At 70.7% G+C, this 17570-nt stretch carries 14 protein-coding genes; 6 read left to right on the top strand and 8 right to left on the bottom strand.

Annotation, left to right across the window (positions count from 1 at the left end; translation table 11 throughout):
- Positions 1-252 precede the first annotated feature (252 nt).
- The 5 genes from OG522_RS11355 to OG522_RS11335 all read left to right on the top strand — a co-directional run bounded on the left by OG522_RS11355 (position 253) and on the right by OG522_RS11335 (position 6153).
- Entirely contained in the window at positions 253-2634 is a 2382-nt protein-coding gene (locus OG522_RS11355) for a polysaccharide lyase 8 family protein (RefSeq protein ID WP_329462837.1), read from the top strand.
- Between the two features lie 171 nt (positions 2635-2805).
- Positions 2806-4389 carry an acyl-CoA carboxylase subunit beta gene (locus OG522_RS11350; RefSeq protein ID WP_329462836.1) on the top strand — a complete coding sequence of 528 codons (1584 nt, stop codon included), beginning with the start codon at positions 2806-2808 and terminating at the stop codon, positions 4387-4389.
- Positions 4390-4400: 11 nt separating this feature from the next.
- Complete coding sequence (locus OG522_RS11345) at positions 4401-4610, top strand: acyl-CoA carboxylase subunit epsilon (protein ID WP_329462835.1); 210 nt, start codon at positions 4401-4403, stop codon at positions 4608-4610.
- Between the two features lie 135 nt (positions 4611-4745).
- A complete protein-coding gene (locus OG522_RS11340; protein ID WP_329462834.1) occupies positions 4746-5330 on the top strand; it encodes a TetR/AcrR family transcriptional regulator in 585 nt (194 codons plus the stop codon).
- Positions 5323-6153: an alpha/beta fold hydrolase gene (locus tag OG522_RS11335; protein WP_329462833.1), complete on the top strand. Its 831-nt coding sequence runs from the start codon at positions 5323-5325 to the stop codon at positions 6151-6153. The genes OG522_RS11340 and OG522_RS11335 overlap by 8 nt, the downstream gene beginning before the upstream one ends.
- Positions 6154-6215: 62 nt before the next feature.
- On the opposite strand, the gene OG522_RS11330 is transcribed toward OG522_RS11335, so the two are convergent.
- The 8 genes from OG522_RS11330 to OG522_RS11295 form a co-directional block, all read right to left on the bottom strand.
- Positions 6216-6797, bottom strand: coding sequence for a GTP-binding protein (locus OG522_RS11330; protein WP_266911682.1), 582 nt, complete (start codon positions 6795-6797; stop codon positions 6216-6218).
- Complete coding sequence (locus OG522_RS11325; RefSeq protein WP_329462832.1) at positions 6778-7365, bottom strand: DUF742 domain-containing protein; 588 nt, start codon at positions 7363-7365, stop codon at positions 6778-6780. The genes OG522_RS11330 and OG522_RS11325 overlap by 20 nt, the downstream gene beginning before the upstream one ends.
- Before the next feature lie 133 nt (positions 7366-7498).
- A complete protein-coding gene (locus tag OG522_RS11320; RefSeq protein WP_162952516.1) occupies positions 7499-7912 on the bottom strand; it encodes a roadblock/LC7 domain-containing protein in 414 nt (137 codons plus the stop codon).
- Positions 7913-7922: 10 nt separating this feature from the next.
- On the bottom strand, positions 7923-11129 hold the full coding sequence (locus OG522_RS11315; RefSeq protein ID WP_329462831.1) for a sensor histidine kinase: 3207 nt from the start codon (positions 11127-11129) through the stop codon (positions 7923-7925).
- A gap of 343 nt (positions 11130-11472) precedes the next feature.
- Positions 11473-12054, bottom strand: a complete 582-nt coding sequence (locus OG522_RS11310; RefSeq protein WP_329462830.1) for a GTP-binding protein — start codon at positions 12052-12054, stop codon at positions 11473-11475.
- Positions 12035-12442, bottom strand: coding sequence for a DUF742 domain-containing protein (locus OG522_RS11305; protein WP_329462829.1), 408 nt, complete (start codon positions 12440-12442; stop codon positions 12035-12037). Before OG522_RS11305 ends, OG522_RS11310 begins: the two co-directional genes overlap by 20 nt.
- A gap of 173 nt (positions 12443-12615) precedes the next feature.
- Positions 12616-13029: a roadblock/LC7 domain-containing protein gene (locus OG522_RS11300; protein ID WP_100577622.1), complete on the bottom strand. Its 414-nt coding sequence runs from the start codon at positions 13027-13029 to the stop codon at positions 12616-12618.
- Between the two features lie 9 nt (positions 13030-13038).
- Positions 13039-16749 carry a sensor histidine kinase gene (locus tag OG522_RS11295; protein WP_329462828.1) on the bottom strand — a complete coding sequence of 1237 codons (3711 nt, stop codon included), beginning with the start codon at positions 16747-16749 and terminating at the stop codon, positions 13039-13041.
- A 579-nt stretch (positions 16750-17328) separates the two neighbouring features.
- Here OG522_RS11295 and OG522_RS11290 point away from each other — a divergent pair.
- Complete coding sequence (locus tag OG522_RS11290; protein WP_329462827.1) at positions 17329-17517, top strand: hypothetical protein; 189 nt, start codon at positions 17329-17331, stop codon at positions 17515-17517.
- Positions 17518-17570: the final 53 nt, after the last annotated feature.

Here is a 17570-nt window from a genome sequence, read left to right as displayed (position 1 = left end):
CCCTTCGCTGACCAGGAGCGTAACCCTCGGCGGATCGTTTGTGCACGATTCTGCGCGAACGATCAATTTATCTGATGGATGTGCGAACTCTTGCGCGTTCTTTCGGAGTTATGAGAGAAACCGCTCAATCGCGCCTCAGCCCCTGCGCACGCCCTCACTCGTGCTCCGCGCAGCCCATGCCCCCCCCGCTCCACCCGGTGCTCCGCCCGCTCCGCCCGTGCTCCTCCCGCATCCGCTCCGGAGGTTTTGCCCATGCCATCCGCCCAGGGCCGTTCACGGCGTACCTTCCTCGCCGCGTCCACCACCGGCGCCGCCGTCGCGCTCGGTCTGACGCTCCCCGCCGCCGCAACCGCTCAACTGCCCGCGCCGACCGACGAGTTCGACATCCTCCGGCTGAAGTGGCGTGACCTCACGCTCGGGACCGGCTTCGAGGCGACCGCCGAGCCGTACGCCACCAAGCTGGCGGCGCTGGGCACTTCGGCCCGCACCGCGCTCGCCACCATGCGCCCGGCCACCGGCTCGCTCTGGCCCGACCAGCCGTTGAAGGTCCCCGCCACCGGCTCCGCCAATATGAGCGGCAGCTACGGTCGGCTCAGCACCATGGCGCAGGCCTGGGCGCAGCCCGGCACCGGATCCACCGGCGACCCCGCGCTGATCGCCGCCGTCGGCACGGGCCTCGACCACCTCTACACCGAGATCTACAACGAGAACACCAAGGCCTTCGGCAACTGGTGGGACTGGCAGATCGGCAGCTCCCGACTGCTCCTCGACACCGCCGTCATCGCCCACGACACCCTCACCACCGAGCAGATCGGCCACTACACCGCCGCCATCGACCACTTCGTGCCGGACAGCGCGGTCGCGAGCTACAGCGGCACCTCCACCGGAGCCAACCGCACCGACCTGTGCCGGGTGCTCGCCACCCGCGGCGTGCTCGGCAGGAGCGCCGCCAAGATCGCGCTGGCCCGCGACGCCCTGTCGCCCGTCTTCCCGTACGTCACCGCGGGCGACGGGCTGTACGCCGACGGGTCGTTCGTGCAGCACACCTGGATCGCCTACACGGGTTCCTACGGCGAGGTCCAGATCGACGGGCTGGCCCGGCTCTTCGCGCTGCTCGCCGGCTCCACCTGGGCCGTCACCGACCCCAACCGGCAGATCATCCTCGACTCCGTGGAGCGCAGCTACGCGCCCCTCATCCACGACGGTCTGATGATGGACTGCGTCAACGGCCGCGCCGTCTCCCGGCAGACCACCGACGACCAGCTCATGGGACGCACGATCATGGCCCACATCGCGATGCTGGCCCTCGGTGCCTCGCCCGCCGAGCGCGACCGCTGGCGCGCGCTGATCAAGGGCTGGACCGACCGCGCCCAGACCGTGCCGGTCCTCGCCGACCAGCGGCTCTCCGTCGCCAACCTCGCCCTCCTGAAGGCCGCGGTGGAGGCCGCGCCCACCGCGGCCCCCGCCCCCGCCGGCCCCCGCCTGTTCCCCGCGATGGACCGCGCCGTACACCGGGGCACCCGCTTCGCGGCTTCGCTGAGCATGGCGTCGGAGCGGATCGCGTACTACGAGAACGGCAACGGCGAGAACCTGCGCGGCTGGCACACCGGCTCCGGGATGCTCGCCTGGTGGGGCGACGGCTTCGCGGGCGACCAGTACAGCGACGGGTTCTGGCCCACCGCCGACCCGTACCGCATGCCCGCCACCACGGTCTCGCGCAAGCCGCTGGCCGACGGCGAGGGCGGTGCGTGGGGTGCGGCCCGACCCGCCGTGAAGTGGGTGGGCGGCGCGAGTGACGGTACGTACGCGGCCGTCGGCCAGCACCTCAAGGGGCTCTCCTCCACGCTCACCGCCCGCAAGTCGTGGTTCTTCGTGGGCGACGAGATCGTCTGTCTCGGCGCCGGGATCACGGCGCGCGACGGCGTACCCGTCGAGTCGGTCGTCGAGCACCGCAACCTCGGCGCGAGCGGCACCAACGACTTCACCGTCGACGGCCGCGGCATCCCGGCCACCCCCGGCCGCCACGACACCTTCCCGCGGGCCCACTGGGCGCACCTCGCGAGCCACGGCGGCTACGTCTTCCCCGGCGGTGGCGCGGTGCGGGCGCTGCGCGAGCAGCGCACCGGCACCTGGAAGGCCATCAACACCGGCGGCACCGCCGATCCGGTCACCCGCCGCTACCTCACGCTCTGGTTCGACCACGGCACCGACCCCACCGACGCCTCGTACGCGTACGTCCTGCTGCCCGGCGCCCGGCAGCAGGAGACCGCCGCCCGCGCCGCCGACCGCGACCGGGTCCGCGTCATCGCCAACTCGGCGTCCGCACAAGCCATTTCGGCCCCCCGGCTCGGTCTGCTCGCCGCGAACTTCTGGACGCCGGGTGCGGCAGGTGGGCTCGCGGTCGACGGCCCCGCGAGCGTCCTGGTCCGCACCGCGCGGCGCACGGCCACCCTGTCGCTCGCCGCGCCCGAGCGCACCGGGGCGCCCATCGAGCTCACCTGGGACCGGCCGGTACGCTCGGTGGCGTCGCGCGACCCGCGGGTCGAGGTGCTCACCACCGGCCGCTCCCTGCGCCTGCGCATCACGCCGGACACCTTCTGCGGCACGGTGCGCACCGACGTCGTGCTCGGCTGACGCGGAAACCCCGCCCGGGGCCGTTGTCGAGACCCAACAGATCTCGGCCCCCTCCCGCTGTCGAGTTGGCCGCTTGGTGCAGGTCTACTGTCAGCCCCCACTAGGAAAGCGGTCCGGAGACTGTTTGGAGTCGACGGAGGAAAACCTTGTCCACTTTCGTAGGGTCGGTACATGACCGTTGTGGACGAGACCCCGGGCGAGCCGAGCGACACGCGTGGACGCGTAGCCGAGCTGCACGCCCTGCGCGAGGAAGCCCGGCGCGGGCCGAGCGACCGTGCGACCGAGGCCCAGCACGCCAAGGGCAAGCTGACCGCGCGCGAGCGCATCGACCTGCTCCTGGACGCGGAGTCGTTCCGTGAGGTGGAGCAGCTGCGCCGGCACCGGGCGACGGGTTTCGGTCTGGAGGCGAAGAAGCCGTACACGGACGGTGTGATCACCGGCTGGGGCACGGTGGAGGGCCGTACGGTCTTCGTGTACGCCCACGACTTCCGGATCTTCGGCGGCGCCCTGGGCGAGGCCCACGCCACGAAGATCCACAAGATCATGGACATGGCCATCGCGGCCGGTGCCCCGCTGGTCTCGCTGAACGACGGCGCGGGCGCCCGCATCCAGGAGGGCGTCTCCGCGCTCGCCGGGTACGGCGGCATCTTCCAGCGCAACACCCGAGCCTCGGGCGTGATCCCCCAGATCAGCGTCATGCTCGGCCCGTGCGCGGGCGGCGCGGCCTACAGCCCCGCCCTCACGGACTTCGTCTTCATGGTCCGCGAGACCTCGCAGATGTTCATCACCGGCCCGGACGTCGTACGTGCGGTGACCGGTGAGGAGATCACCCAGAACGGGCTCGGCGGCGCCGACGTCCACGCCGAGACCTCCGGTGTCGCGCACTTCGCGTACGACGACGAGGAGACCTGCCTGGCCGAGGTCCGCTACCTGATCTCGATGCTGCCGTCGAACAACCGGGAGAACCCGCCGGTCCACCCCGGCGACGACCCGGCCGACCGCCGCTCCGAGGTGCTGCTCGACCTGGTGCCGGCGGACGGCAACCGCCCGTACGACATGCACAAGGTGATCGAGGAGCTCGTCGACGACGGCGATTTCCTGGAGGTCCACGAGCGCTGGGCGCGGAACATCATCTGCGCGCTGGCCCGTCTGGACGGCCAGGTCGTGGGCATAGTGGCCAACCAGCCGCAGTCCCTGGCCGGTGTCCTGGACATCGAGGCCAGCGAGAAGGCCGCCCGCTTCGTCCAGATGTGCGACGCGTTCAACATCCCGATCATCACGCTCCTGGACGTGCCGGGCTTCCTGCCGGGCGTCTCCCAGGAGCACGGCGGCATCATCCGCCACGGAGCGAAGCTGCTGTACGCGTACTGCAACGCGACGGTGCCGCGGATCTCGCTCATCCTGCGCAAGGCCTACGGCGGCGCGTACATCGTCATGGACTCCCAGTCCATCGGCGCCGACCTCACTTACGCCTGGCCGACCAACGAGATCGCCGTGATGGGCGCCGAGGGCGCCGCCAACGTCATCTTCCGCCGGCAGATCGCGGACGCCGACGACTCCGAGGCGATGCGGGCGCGCATGGTCAAGGAGTACAAGGCCGAGCTGATGCACCCCTACTACGCGGCCGAGCGCGGTCTGGTCGACGACGTCATCGACCCCACCGAGACCCGCAAGGTCCTCATCGACTCCCTCGCGATGCTCCGCAACAAGCACGCCGACCTGCCGTCCCGCAAGCACGGCAACCCCCCTCAGTAGAGGAGACCGACTTGAACAGCCCGACGCCTTCCGAATCCCTGCTCCGCGTGGAGAAGGGCGACGCCGCCCCCGAGGAGCTGGCCGCGATCACCGCGGTGCTGCTCGCCCGCGCCGCCGCCCAGTCCGACGCCCCCGCACCCAAGCGCGGTCGCTCCACCGCGGGCTGGCGCCGTCTGGAGCGCAGCCCCGGCTTCCGTGCCCCGCACTCCTGGCAGGGCTGATCCCGCCCGGAGTCACCACCTGAAGCGCCCCCGCCGACACCGGCGGGGGCCTTTTTCGCTGTCCCGGGACCCTGGGCCTATGTATATTAGGCCTCAACCTAGAGGTACTAGGTTTCTGAATGTGGGGGTGCCTGGATGGTGCGAGCGGGGCTGAGTCCCGAGCGGCTCACCGTGGCGGCGGCCGAGCTGGCGGACGAGGTGGGGTTCGACAGCATCACCGTGTCCGCGCTCGCGCGGCGCTTCGGCGTCAAGGACGCGAGCCTGTACTCGCACGTCAAGAACCTGCGCGAGCTGCGCCAGCGGGTCGCGCTGCACACCGCGGGCGAGTTCATCGACGCCATCGGCGCGGCCGTCGCGGGCCGCGCGGGACGGGACGCCCTGATCGCCTTCGCGGACGCCTACCGTGCCTACGCGCTGGCCCACCCCGGCCGGTACGCGGCCACCCAGCACCCGGTCGACCCGGAGCTGCTCGCCGGCTCGACCGTCATGGCGCGCACCGTGGACACGACGTACGGGATGCTCCGCGCCTACGGCCTCGCCGAGCCCGACCTGACCGACGCCGTACGCCTGCTGCGCAGCACCTTCCACGGCTACATCAGCCTCGAAGCGGCGGGCGGATTCGGTCACCCCCGCGATGTGCAGAAGTCGTGGGAGCGCGGCGTCGAGGCCCTGCACGTCCTCCTGGAGCACTGGCCCGAGAACGGGGAGAGCGATGACTGAACCGACGACTGGCACCCTGAAGGTCCCCGGTGCGACGCTGCGCTACGAGGTGCGCGGCAGGGGACCCGTGCTGCTCCTCATAGCGGGGGGCGGCGGGGACGCCGGGATCTTCGAGCCGGTGGCCGACGCGCTCGCCGACCGGTACACGGTGGTCACCTACGATCCGCGCGGCCACTCGCGCAGCCCGCTCGACGGACCGGACGTGGACCAGCGGGTGGGCGAACAGGCCGATGACGCCTGCCAGTTGCTCGCCCACGTGGCGCCGGACGGCGCGCCCGCGTACGTCTTCGGCAGCAGTTCGGGCGCGATCGTCGCGGTGGAGCTGCTGGTCCGGCACCCCGAACGGCTGGCGCGGGTGGTCGCGCACGAGCCGGTGCTCGTGGGGCTGCTGCCCGACGCGGCCGAGCAGCACGCGTTCTTCGACTCCGTGGTCGCCACCTTCCACCGCGAGGGCGCCGGCGCGGCCATGGCGGAGCTGGGCGCGGGATGCGGTGAGGAGCGCGGCGAGAAGCCCGACCTAGGCGCGCTGCCGCCGGCCATGACCGAGACGTTCCGGCGGTTGCTCGGCAACACCGCGTTCTTCCTGGCCCGGATTCTCGGCCAGTTCAGCGGATATGTGCCGGATCTGGCCCAACTCGACGCACAGGCAGGCAAGTTGGTCCCGGCCGCGGGCTGGGCCTCGGACGGGCTGCGCCTGTACCGCCCGGCCGCCCACCTCGCCCAGCGCTACGGCACCGAGCTCGCGGAATTCCCCGGCGGCCACGTCGGCGTCATCACCCACCCCGCCGAATTCGCCCGGAAACTGGCCGAGTCGCTGCGCTGAGACACGACGAAGGCCCCGTGCTCCGTGAGGAGTGCGGGGCCTTTCCCGTACGAACGCGACTACTACCGCAGCCGGGCCATCAGGGCGTGCTCGACCAGCGTGATGAGCGCGCTCTTGGCGTCCGTGCGGTGGCGGGCGTCCGTCGTGAGGATCGGGGTGTCGGGTCCGATCTGGAGGGCTTCGCGGACTTCGTCGGGGGTGTACGGCTGGTGGCCGTCGAAGCCGTTGAGTGCGATGACGAAGGGCAGGCCGCTGTTCTCGAAGTAGTCGACGGCGGGGAAGCAGTCGGCGAGGCGGCGGGTGTCGACGAGGACGACGGCGCCGATGGCGCCGCGTACGAGGTCGTCCCACATGAACCAGAAGCGGTCCTGGCCGGGCGTACCGAAGAGGTACAGGATCAGGTCCTGGTCGAGCGTGATGCGGCCGAAGTCCATCGCGACCGTGGTGGTCGTCTTGTCGCCCGTGTGCGTGAGGTCGTCGATGCCCGCGGACGCGGACGTCATGACGGCCTCGGTGCGCAGCGGGTTGATCTCCGAGACCGCGCCGACGAACGTGGTCTTGCCCACGCCGAAACCGCCCGCCACCACGATCTTCGCGGAAGTAGTGGAGCGGGCAGCACCGCCGCTAGAGCTTGCGAAGTCCACTGAGCACCCTTTCGAGCAGTGTCACGTCTGGCTGTCCGCCGGCGGACTCGTCGCCGCCGCCGGGCTGGTGGATGGCGACAAGTCCGGCCTCCGCCAGGTCGGCGACGAGGATCCGGGCAACGCCGAGGGGAATGGTGAGGAGTGCCGAGATCTCAGCGACCGACTTGATCTCGCGGCACAGGTGGCAGATCCGCTGGTGCTCGGGCAACTGCCCTTGCAGCCTTGCCGGTTCCGCCGTGGTGTGCACCAGCGCCTCGATGGCGAGCTGGTAGCGCGGCCGGGTGCGGCCGCCGGTCATGGCGTACGGACGCACAAGGGGGTTGTGCGTGCCGCCCGCCGGTGAGGACTGGGTCTTCTGCCTCGGCTGCACCGGTTCGATCCGGGGCTGCGGCGGCTGGTCGTACGGGCTCGGCTGGCGCTGCGGCTGCTGGTACGGCGACTGGTACTGACCCTGACGCTGCTGACCCTGTCTGCCCGGCGCGGAGGGGTAGTTGAAGCGGTTCTGGCCGTGCTCACCCGGAGACTGCTGTCCACCACTGTAGGGGTGTCCGCCTGGGGGTGTTGTCACGTTTCCTCCTCCGACTACCGGTGCCCGTCCCATTGGGGCCGCGCCACCGCACCTTATGGCGCGGTGGCGCGAAACGCACTGCCTGTCTGCTGATTGAGAACTGATCGGTAACTAATTAAGAAGGCTTCCTTAACTAGTTGAGGAGACTTCCTTGAAGCTCCGCACGCAGATCGGGAGTCAGTACGCTCCCGGCGCGGTCCACGAGCAGGGCCATCTCGTAGCCCACCAGGCCGATGTCGGCCTCCGGGTGCGAGAGAACGGCGAGGGAGGAACCGTCGGAGACCGACATGATGAAGAGGAAGCCGCGCTCCATCTCCACCACCGTCTGGTTGACGGCACCGCCCTCGAAGATCCGGGAGGCGCCCGCGGTGAGGGACGTCAGACCGGAGGCCACGGCCGCCAGCTGATCGGCCCGGTCCCGGGGGAAGCCTTCGGACATCGCCAGCAGGAGTCCGTCGGCGGAGACCACCACCGTGTGGGACACCCCGGGGGTGTTGTCCACGAAGTTGGTGATCAACCAGTTCAGATTCTGCGCCGCCTGGCTCATCGGGCTCACACTAACGCTCCTGGTTGTAGGTGTTACTTGTGTCCGACCCCGCGTTACGGCCCTGCTGGACACCGCGGCGCAGGTTGCTCAACCTGCCGCGCACGTCCTCCGGAGCGCGGGAGACCTGGGGGCCGCCCTGCGGGGTCTGCTCGGCCGCGCCCTCGACCAGATTGGCCTTGGGCACCCGCCGGGGGAGACCGGAGGGAGTGACCCCGCCGGCCTTCGGTTCACGGAGCTTCTCGGCCCTCGTCCACCGCTCGTCGTTGGTCGAGCGCCAGTCGCCTGCCGGTCCGTCCTGCGTCTCGGCCTGCTCCTGCTCCTGCTCGGGCTCGGCCGACCAGCTCTGCTGGCTGCCGCGCCGGGGCAGACCGGCGTCGGTCAGCGCGTGGGCGGTGGTCGGGCTCGGGCCCGGACGGTCGAAGCCTACGCGCTCCGAGGCGCCCCCGGGAACGCCCGGGGCCTCCGCAGCGGATTCCGCTTCCGGCTGGAAGGGGGCCGTGTACGGCTCCTGGTAGGCGTTCTCCTGCTGCCACTCGCCTTGCGGCGCCTGGGCGGCGTACGGGGCCTGGTAGGGGCTCTGGTCGGCCGTGGGCTCCTCGTAGGAGCCTTCCGGATAGCCGGGGTCCCGGTAGTCGTCCCGGGCGGCGTAGGAGTCCTGCGTGTAGGCGCCGGTGTGCTCGGGGGCGTACTGCTGGTTCTGGTACGCGCCGTCGTAGCCGTTCTGCTGCTGGGGCTCGTACCCGGTGCCGTAGGGCTGCTCCTGTGCGTAGCCCCGCTGGTTGTCGTAGGAGCCGTCGTACGACGGGGTCTGCTGGGGCTCGATCTCGTCACGGAACAGCGGGCGTTCGCCGCCCTGCGCCTGGGCCTCCAGGGCTGCCCGGCGCTCCTCGCGCATCAACGAGCGGTTCACCGGGTCGAGTTCGCGCGGGTCGGACTGCTCGCCGGTCTCGTACCGGGAGTCGTCGAAGCCGAGCTCGGCGGCCGTACGCATCGGGGTGGGCGCGGAGTCGTACGCCGACCGCTGCTGCTGGTGCTGCTCGGGGATGATCGAGGAGACCGTGAAGTCGTCGCCCAGCGGGGCGCTCTCGCCGCCGCCACCGTGGGTGATGGCGTCCGGGAGCATGACGAGGGAGGTGGTGCCGGCCTGCTCGCCCGAGGGGCGCAGCTGGACGCGGATTCCGTGCCGGTCGGAGAGCCGGCCGACCACGAACAGGCCCATGCGCTGCGAGACGGCGGCGTCCACGGTCGGCGGGTTGGCCAGGCGGTGGTTGATGTCCGCGAAGTCCTCGGCGGTCAGGCCGATGCCCTTGTCGTGGATCTCGACCATCACGCGGCCGTCGGGAAGACGGGTCGCGGTGACGCGGACCTTGGTCTGCGGGGAGGAGAACGTCGTGGCGTTCTCCAGGAGCTCGGCCAGCAGGTGCACGAGGTCGGTCACGGCCCGGCCGTGGATCTCGGCCTCCGGAACACCGGACAGCTCGATGCGCTCGTACGACTCCACCTCGGAGGAGGCGGCGCGCAGCACGTCGACCAGCGGGACCGGCTGGTCCCAGCGGCGGCCGGGCTCCTCGCCGGCGAGGACCAGGAGGTTCTCGCCGTTGCGGCGCATGCGGGTCGCCAGGTGGTCCAGGCGGAAGAGGCTCTCCAGCTGGTCCGGGTCGGCCTCGTTGTTCTCCAGGTCGGTGATCAGGGTCAGCTGGCCCTCGATCAGGGACTGGTTGCGGCGCGAGAGGTTGGTGAAGATCGCGTTGACGTTGCCTCGCAGGAGCGCCTGCTCGGCGGCGAGCCGGACCGCCTCGCGGTGCACCTGGTCGAAGGCGCGGGCCACCTCGCCGATCTCGTCCGTGGAGTCGATCGGGATCGGCACGACCCGGGTGTCGACCCGGCCGGGCTCGGTGCGCGAGAGCTGGTCGACGAGCATCGGCAGGCGCTGCTCGGCCACGTCGAAGGCGGCGTTGCGCAGCCGGCGCATCGAGCGGCTCATCTGGCGGGCCACCATGCCGGCCAGGATGAAGGCGGCGAGCAGGGCGACGACGACGATGGCGCCGTTGATGTACGCGGTGGTCTTGGCGTCGTCGGCGATCTGGCCGGCCTCGGTCACGGCCCGGCCGACCAGGTCGTTCTCGACCTCGCTGTAGCCGTCGAACTTGGAGGTGGAGGCGGCCATCCAGGACTCGGGGGTGATGCCCTCGGCCTTGAGCTGCTTGACGCTCTGGCCTCCGCCGATCGCGGCGGCCATCCCGTTGTAGATCGAGCCGTCGGCTGCCGGGGCGGCACCGATGTGCGGGCCGTCGTCGGCCTGCTGCTTGGCTCCGGGGAACTCCTGGGCGACCTTGGCGTCCTTGGCCGCCATGACCTCCTTGAGGTGCTGGCTGTCGGCGTCCGTACCACCGGCGTCGAACTCGCCGAGCGCGATGAACTCCAGGTAGTTGTACGAGTTGAACGCCTTGACCTGCATCTGGAAGGTCTTGGGGTCGTCGCTCGGCCGCAGCAGGAGGTGCAGACCGATGGAGCGCTGGAGCGATCCCGCGGACTTGGCGAGGTCGACCGCGTACACCATGCGGCCGTAGCTGGTGATGTTGCCGGTGCCCAGGCCGAGCTCGTTGGAGAACGTGCTCAGGTAGTGGGGGATCGCGGTGTAGCCCTCTTCGGTCAGCACCGGGTTCTTGGCTTCGAGGCCCTTGGCGTAGGCGCTCTTGCGCAGGTCGTCCAGGGTCTTCTCGGCGTCGCGGACCTTGGCCAGGCGGCGCTTGAGGCTCGGGGTGTCCGGCATGCCCTGAACGGATTCGTCGAACTTGGCGCGGGCCGCGTCGGAGGTGGCGTACGCCTTGCTGACGATGTCGCTGTCGCGCTTGTTCTGAAGGAGGGGCTCGGCGGTGAGGTCACGCTCGTTGAGCAGGGCCTGGCCGTAGTCGGAGGCGGCGCGCACGATGGTCGCGACCTTCTCGGCGTTGCGGGCGTCGCGCCAGGTGGCTATGGACGCCTTCACCTCGAAGCCGCCCATGACGAGGCCGACCAGTACGGGGATCAGGAGGATCGCGTTCAGTCGGGTGGCCACCCGCCAGTTGCGTGGCGACAGACGGCTGGTGCTGCCCGGGGCATCCTTGCCGGGATCCGGGGCAGAGGTCTGGGGCGCGGGCGTTTCCGCCGCACGCTGCGGCGGGGTGAAGTTGCCCCGCGCCTGCTGCGTCGCGGAGCTCGTCTTGCTTCGCTTCACTCGACCAACAACCTCTCGGAGCCGGCACCTCGATGGTGTGTGCCGCTTTGTGTTTCAGAGCCGTACCACTCGGGAGTTCGCCGAATTCCAGCACGCGAGACGGCTGCCATCCAAACGTGTGGAATCTCAGGTTCCGAGTGGCCCACGCCTCAGATAAAACGGGCATAAAGAGCGAGCCCCGCCAAATGGCGGGGCCGTTGTGAGCGCAGCGACACCAAATGAACGCGGCGGGTTGCGGTGTCACCGGAATTCTCTGTCGAAACGTTATGAACACGGGGGCGGATCGTGTCAAAGGACACAGTCCGCCCCCATTTCCTCTACGACAACTGCCGTAGCGGACCTCCTACTTGAGCCGGGCCATCAGAGCGTGCTCGACCAGCGTGATGAGCGCGCTCTTCGCGTCCGCGCGGTGGCGGGCGTCGGTGACGATGATCGGAGCGTCCGGTCCGATCTGGAGGGCTTCGCGGACTTCGTCGGGGGTGTACGGCTGGTGGCCGTCGAAGCCGTTGAGTGCGATGACGAAGGGCAGGCCGCTGTTCTCGAAGTAGTCGACGGCGGGGAAGCAGTCGGCGAGGCGGCGGGTGTCGACGAGGACGACGGCGCCGATGGCGCCGCGTACGAGGTCGTCCCACATGAACCAGAAGCGGTCCTGGCCCGGCGTACCGAAGAGGTACAGGATCAGGTCCTGGTCGAGCGTGATGCGGCCGAAGTCCATCGCGACCGTGGTGGTCGTCTTGTCGCCCGTGTGCGTGAGGTCGTCGATGCCCGCGGACGCCGAGGTCATGACGGCCTCGGTGCGCAGCGGGTTGATCTCCGAGACCGCGCCGACGAACGTGGTCTTGCCCACGCCGAAACCGCCCGCCACCACGATCTTCGCGGAAGTAGTGGAGCGGGCAGCACCGCCGCTAGAGCTTGCGAAGTCCACTGAGCACCCTCTCGAGCAGCGTTACGTCCGGCGTGCCGCCGGCCTCTCCATTGCCCGGCTGGTGGATCGCCACCATGCCGGCCTCCGCCAGGTCGGCGACGAGGATCCGGGCGACACCAAGTGGCATCTGGAGCAGCGCGGACACCTCGGCCACCGACTTGACCTCACGGCACAGGTGGCATATCCGCTGGTGCTCCGGCAGCAAAGTGGCAAGGTGCGCCGGGTCGGCCGTGGTGCTGACCAGGGCCTCGATGGCGAGCTGGTAGCGCGGCCTGGTGCGGCCGCCGGTCATGGCGTACGGACGGACCAGCGGCTGGTCGCCTTCACTGTCGTACGCCGCGTCGTGCAGCGCGCCGTACGAATCGTGTGAGGCGGGTGGCGGGGTCATTGGTTCCTCCGGGCGGGGACAGCAAGGCATCTGCAAGCCGTCTGACAGGGCCGGTGGGGGCAGTGGTGCGGCCGGGACGGGAATCTGCATCGTGCGGGGCCAGCGGCGTCGGAGGGGCGACGCCGAGGGCTCCCGACCCCGGCCTCGCGAGCGGCTCGGCCGGGGGTTTGCGGTCAGTGGAGCAGGCTGCCCTGGAGCTCGGCGCGCAGGTCCGGAGTGAGGACGCTGCCCGCGCGGTCGACCAGGAGGGCCATCTCGTAGCCCACCAGGCCGATGTCGCACTCCGGGTGCGCGAGCACGGCCAGGGAGGAACCGTCGGACACGGACATCAGGAAGAGGAAGCCGCGCTCCATCTCCACCACGGTCTGGGCGACGCTGCCGCCCTCGAAGATGCGGGAGGCCCCCGCGGTCAGCGAGGTCAGCCCGGACGCCACGGCGGCCAGCTGGTCGGCGCGGTCGCGCGGGAACCCCTCGGACATGGCGAGGAGCAGGCCGTCGGCGGAGACCACCACCGTGTGGGACACCCCTGGGGTGTTGTCCACAAAGTTGGTGATCAACCAGTTCAGGTTCTGTGCCGCCTGGCTCATCGGACTCAACTAACGCTCCTGCTGGTGAGTGGGGTCCACGTGGAAGCTGCCGGTCGAGCCGTTGCCGGCCTGCCGGCCCTGCTGGATGCCCCGGCGGAGATTGGTCAGCCGGCCGCGGACGTCGTCCGGTGCCCGGGAGACCTGGGGTCCTGCCTGGTTGTTCTGCTGCTGTGCGGTGCCCGGCACCAGGTTGGCGCGCGGGACCCGCTTGGGCAGGCCGGACGTCGTGATACCGCCGGCGGCGGGCTTGCGGGCCCGCTCGGCCTGGCGGACCAGGTCGTCGTTGGGTGAACTGCGCCAGGCGCCGGAGCCGTTGGAGGCGCCGGTGCCGTTCGCGGTGCCGCTCTCGCGGGCCGGGCGGCGCTCGGCGGGCTGCTGGCGCGGCTCGGCCGTCCGGCCCTGCGGGGCCTGCTGCTGCGGAGCCTGGGGCGCGTGCGGTGCGCCCTGCTGCGGCTGGCCGCCCTGCTGGCCCTGCTGCTGCTGGAACCAGTTGGTCTCCAGCGTGTCGTACAGCGGGGTGCGCCCGTCGCCGTCACCGGCCGGCGGCAGCGCATCGGGCTGCGACTGCTGCTGCGGGGGCAGGCTCGCGGCGGGCCGGCGCGGGGCACCGAAGTCCCCGCGCTGACGCGGCGCACCGGAACCGAAGTCCTGGCCCTGCTGAGGCTGCTGCTGGTACTGCTGCGGCTGGGCGGGCTGCGGCGCGGGCGGCCGGGGCGCGTTGAAGTCCGGGCGGGCGAATCCGGAGGTCGCCGCCGGACCCTGGAGCTCGTCGGCGCCGGGACGGCTGTACTGGCCGGTGTTGGACGGGTCCTGACCGGGACGCGCGAACTGGCCGGTGTTCGAGGACTGGTCGCCGTAACCGTCGTAGCCACCCGGGCGCTCGAACTGCCCGGTCGCCGAGGGGCCCTGCGCGGTCGGCGCGCCGAACACGTCGGGGCGTACGAACTCGCCGGTCGTCGAGGACTGGTCCTGGCGGCTGCCCGGCGGGGGCCCGTCGAAGTCCGGACGGGCGAACTCGGCGGTCGAGCCGGGACCCTGGCGGTCGTCGAGCGCGGGGCGCGGGTACTGGCCGGTGTGCTGCTCCGGCTCCTCGTGGCCGCGCGGCGCGTCCAGGGCCGAACCCGGCCCCGCCACCTGGTCGTTGCCCCAGCTCGCGGCCTGCGGCCGGGCCGGCTGCTGGTTGCCGCCGGGCAGCTCGGCGCGCGGGGCGCCGGGCGGCGGGGTGATCGGGCGGTCGCCGCGGCGCGGGGCGGCCGGGGGAGTGGCCGCGGTGCTGCCGAAGGCGGACTGCTGGCCGCCCTGCTGGCCCTGCTGCGGACCACCGGCACGGGGCGGCAGCGCGGCGCGCGGTCCCTGGCCACCGGTGACCTGGCCGCGCGGAGCACCCGCGGCGAGCCGGCCGCCGGGCGCACCGGGGCCGCCGCCGAGCGGGCCCGCGGCGAGCCCGGCACGCGAGGGCGGACCGCCCGCGAGACCGGGACGGCCACCCTGGCCGGCCGGGGCCTGCGGCTGCTGGCCGCCCGCCTTGCCGGGCACCTTCTTGCCGCCCTGGGCGACATCGACGGGGAGCATGACCAGGGCGGTCGTGCCACCGGAGTCGGAGGGGCGCAGCTGGATGCGGATGCCGTGTCGCAGGGACAGGCGGCCGACCACGAACAGACCCATGCGGCGCGAGACCGAGACGTCCACGGTGGGCGGCGACGCCAGCCGCTCGTTGATCGCGGCGAGGTCCTCGGGGGAGAGGCCGATGCCGGTGTCGTGGATCTCGACCAGGACGCGGCCGTCGGGCAGCGCGTGACCGGTGACGCGGACCTTGGTCTGCGGAGAGGAGAACGAGGTGGCGTTCTCCAGGAGCTCGGCGAGCAGGTGCACGAGGTCGTTGACCACGCGTCCGGCGACCTCGGTCGCGGGCACGGCGGCCAGTTCGATGCGCTCGTACTGCTCCACCTCGGAGGCGGCCGCGCGGAGCACGTCGACCAGCGGGACCGGGCGGGTCCAGCGTCGGCCGGGCTCTTCACCGGCGAGGACGAGGAGGTTCTCACCGTTACGGCGCATACGGGTCGCGAGGTGGTCCAGCTTGAACAGCGAGGACAGCTGGTCCGGGTCGGCCTCGCGGGACTCCAGTTCGGAGATGAGCGAGAGCTGACGCTGGATGAGGCCCTGGGAGCGGCGCGAGAGGTTGGTGAACATCGCGTTGACGTTTCCTCGCAGCAGCGCCTGCTCGGCGGCGAGTCGTACGGCCTCGCGGTGCACGTCGTCGAAGGCCGCGGCCACCTGGCCGATCTCGTCCCGGGAGTGCACGCCGACCGACTCCACCGAGGTGTCGACGTCCTGCGGGTCCGACTCCGAGAGCTGCTTGACGAGCTCGGGCAGCCGGTCCTGGGCGACCCGGGTCGCGGTGTCCTGGAGACGCCGCAGCGAGCGGATCATGGAGCGGGCCACGACGAAGGCGCCGACCAGCGAGACACCGAGGACGATGACGATCAGCGCACCGTTGAGGATCGCGTCGCGCTGCGAGGAGTCGCGCAGCTCGCGCGCCTTCTGCTCCATCTCGCCGAGCAGGGTCTGCTCGATGGTCTTCATCTGGTTGATCTTGTTGGAGTCCTGGTCGTACCAGTCGAGGTACGAGCGCCGCTGCTCCTGGTTGATGCCGCCGGTGTTCTTCAGCACGCGCTGCGAGTACGCGTTGGCGGCGGTGATCTCCGAGTTGCCCTTGTCGAGCGGGGCCATCAACTCGGTGGAGTTGCCGCCGTTGGCCTCGTACACGTTCTGGAACGAGGCGAGATCCTGGCGCTCGCCGTCCTGGGCGGCCTTGGCGTAGAGGCGGTCGGGCTCCGTCAGGTTGCCCGGCTTGTCCTTGGTGGCCGGCAGCGCCGAGGCGATGATCGCGCGCTGGACCGAGGCGTACTCCTTGGCCGATGAGAAGGCCGCCAGCGCACGGGTCCGCTTGATCATCTCCGGGTTGGAGGTGGCCTGCGCCATGTCCTGGGAGAGGCTGAGCAGACCGCGGATGAGACGGCTGTAGGACTCGACCGTCTGGGAGTTGGTGGAGTTGTCCCGGTACGCGGTCTTGCGGATGTTCTCCAGGTCCTGGAGCTGGATCGCGATGTTGGTGACGTTGCGCCGGATCGATTCGAGGGCGTCGTCGTTCTCCGAACCGCTGACGTCCTGGGTCGCGTTGATGAACGACTTCTTGACCAGGTCGGTGGCCGAGCGGTCGGTCTGCACGCGGGCGTCGGAGGTCTGGGTGGAGAGCGGGCCCGCCGAGTCGTCGCGCTCGGTCTGGAGCGCGGCGGCGAGCTCGGTCGCCTGCTTGGTCATGTCGGTGAGCAGCTGCATGTGGTCGAGCTGCTGCATGTCGTTCATGGACTGCTCGATACGCAGCCCGCCCAGGGTCGTCGCGGCGACCACGGGGAGCGCGAGCAGGGCGACCAGACGGGTCGAGATGCGCCAGTTGCGCAGGGCTATTCGGGAGCCGGTGTCGACGGGTCCCGTCGGCTTCAGGGCAGCCTTCGGCTCCTCGCCGCCGGTGGGACCCGACGGTCCTCCGGTGCGCGCCGTCGGGCCGCTCGCCTCGCCGCCCGGCGAGGGGGTCGGATTCTCGGGGCCCCGGGGGTTCTGGGCGTGCTGGGGCGAGGAACTGGCTGTTCTGGGGCCAGTCCCGCCCTGCGGCTCCTGCTCCGCCGCAGCGCTGCCATCCCTCTTGAAACGTCCCTGCACTAGCGTCGCAACCTCTGGACCAGGCGTCCCTCCGCGTAGACGGATGGGACGGTGTCGGCGTCATGGGGGCACTGCGCGCCCCCTGTGTGGTCTGAGTGACCGGCGCTTGTCCTGCTCCCCCTCCCGCCGCTCACCCGGCGCTGCGTTGCGCCCCTGCGCGCCGGTCAGTGACCCGCGGCGGTGCGTGGAATTCCAGCACAGTGCCGGATCTCCAACAAGGCCCGCGTACCGGGCTGTGACCTGGGTGACACATTGTGATGAGCGGGTCACAAGACGTAGAAAGTGATCGCGGAGAAATGGGACTTTTGCTTACGAGTCGCTTACGGGTGGGGGGTGTCCCAGTCGCGATGATCAGGAGCGGAATGAAGGGTTCAGTACCGGAATGTCCGTTCCTGTGTAGTCGGTTGACGGACCGTTATATCCCTTTTGTGGGCTGATTCGTGAGGAAACTCACACATTGATCGTCGCCTCTCGGGCCCTTTGCCGGGAATTCGAATGTTTAGCCTGACGCTTTACAGGGATGGCCAATCCGACAACCGGCGCCTTGGCGCGCCCGTAATGACAGGGTCTGTAGCAGAGATGAAGACGACGATGATCATCCGCAACATAGCCAACCCGCGCCGCACCACCCTCGCGCACCTCGCGGACGCCGAGGAGCTGCAGCGGACCGCTCAGCCGGAGCACACCGTCGACCTTCCCGCCCAGACGGCCAACCCGCGCCGCACCATCCTGATGGAAGCGCCCGCCGTCGTCGGCGCCGCGAACTGAGGCCCCCCCCGAGCGGCGGCCCGCCGCAGGTCGAGCCGCGGAGTAATCGCACA

The sequence above is a fragment of the Streptomyces sp. NBC_01431 genome, assembly GCF_036231355.1.
In the GTDB taxonomy this organism is placed as follows: Bacteria; Actinomycetota; Actinomycetes; order Streptomycetales; family Streptomycetaceae; genus Streptomyces.
The sequence above is the reverse complement of the archived record's forward strand: the minus strand, read 5'-3'. Positions and strand labels throughout refer to the sequence as shown.

Bases quoted from the DNA above. Each gene is read 5' to 3' on its own strand.
- OG522_RS11290 (WP_329462827.1), top strand. From the start codon at position 17,329: ATGAAGACGACGATGATCATCCGCAACATAGCCAACCCGCGCCGCACC.
- OG522_RS11300 (WP_100577622.1), bottom strand. From the start codon at position 13,029: ATGAGCCAGGCGGCACAGAACCTGAACTGGTTGATCACCAACTTTGTG.
- OG522_RS11305 (WP_329462829.1), bottom strand. From the start codon at position 12,442: ATGACCCCGCCACCCGCCTCACACGATTCGTACGGCGCGCTGCACGAC.
- OG522_RS11350 (WP_329462836.1), top strand. From the start codon at position 2,806: ATGACCGTTGTGGACGAGACCCCGGGCGAGCCGAGCGACACGCGTGGA.
- OG522_RS11355 (WP_329462837.1), top strand. From the start codon at position 253: ATGCCATCCGCCCAGGGCCGTTCACGGCGTACCTTCCTCGCCGCGTCC.
- OG522_RS11335 (WP_329462833.1), top strand. From the start codon at position 5,323: ATGACTGAACCGACGACTGGCACCCTGAAGGTCCCCGGTGCGACGCTG.
- OG522_RS11320 (WP_162952516.1), bottom strand. From the start codon at position 7,912: ATGAGCCAGGCGGCGCAGAATCTGAACTGGTTGATCACCAACTTCGTG.
- OG522_RS11340 (WP_329462834.1), top strand. From the start codon at position 4,746: ATGGTGCGAGCGGGGCTGAGTCCCGAGCGGCTCACCGTGGCGGCGGCC.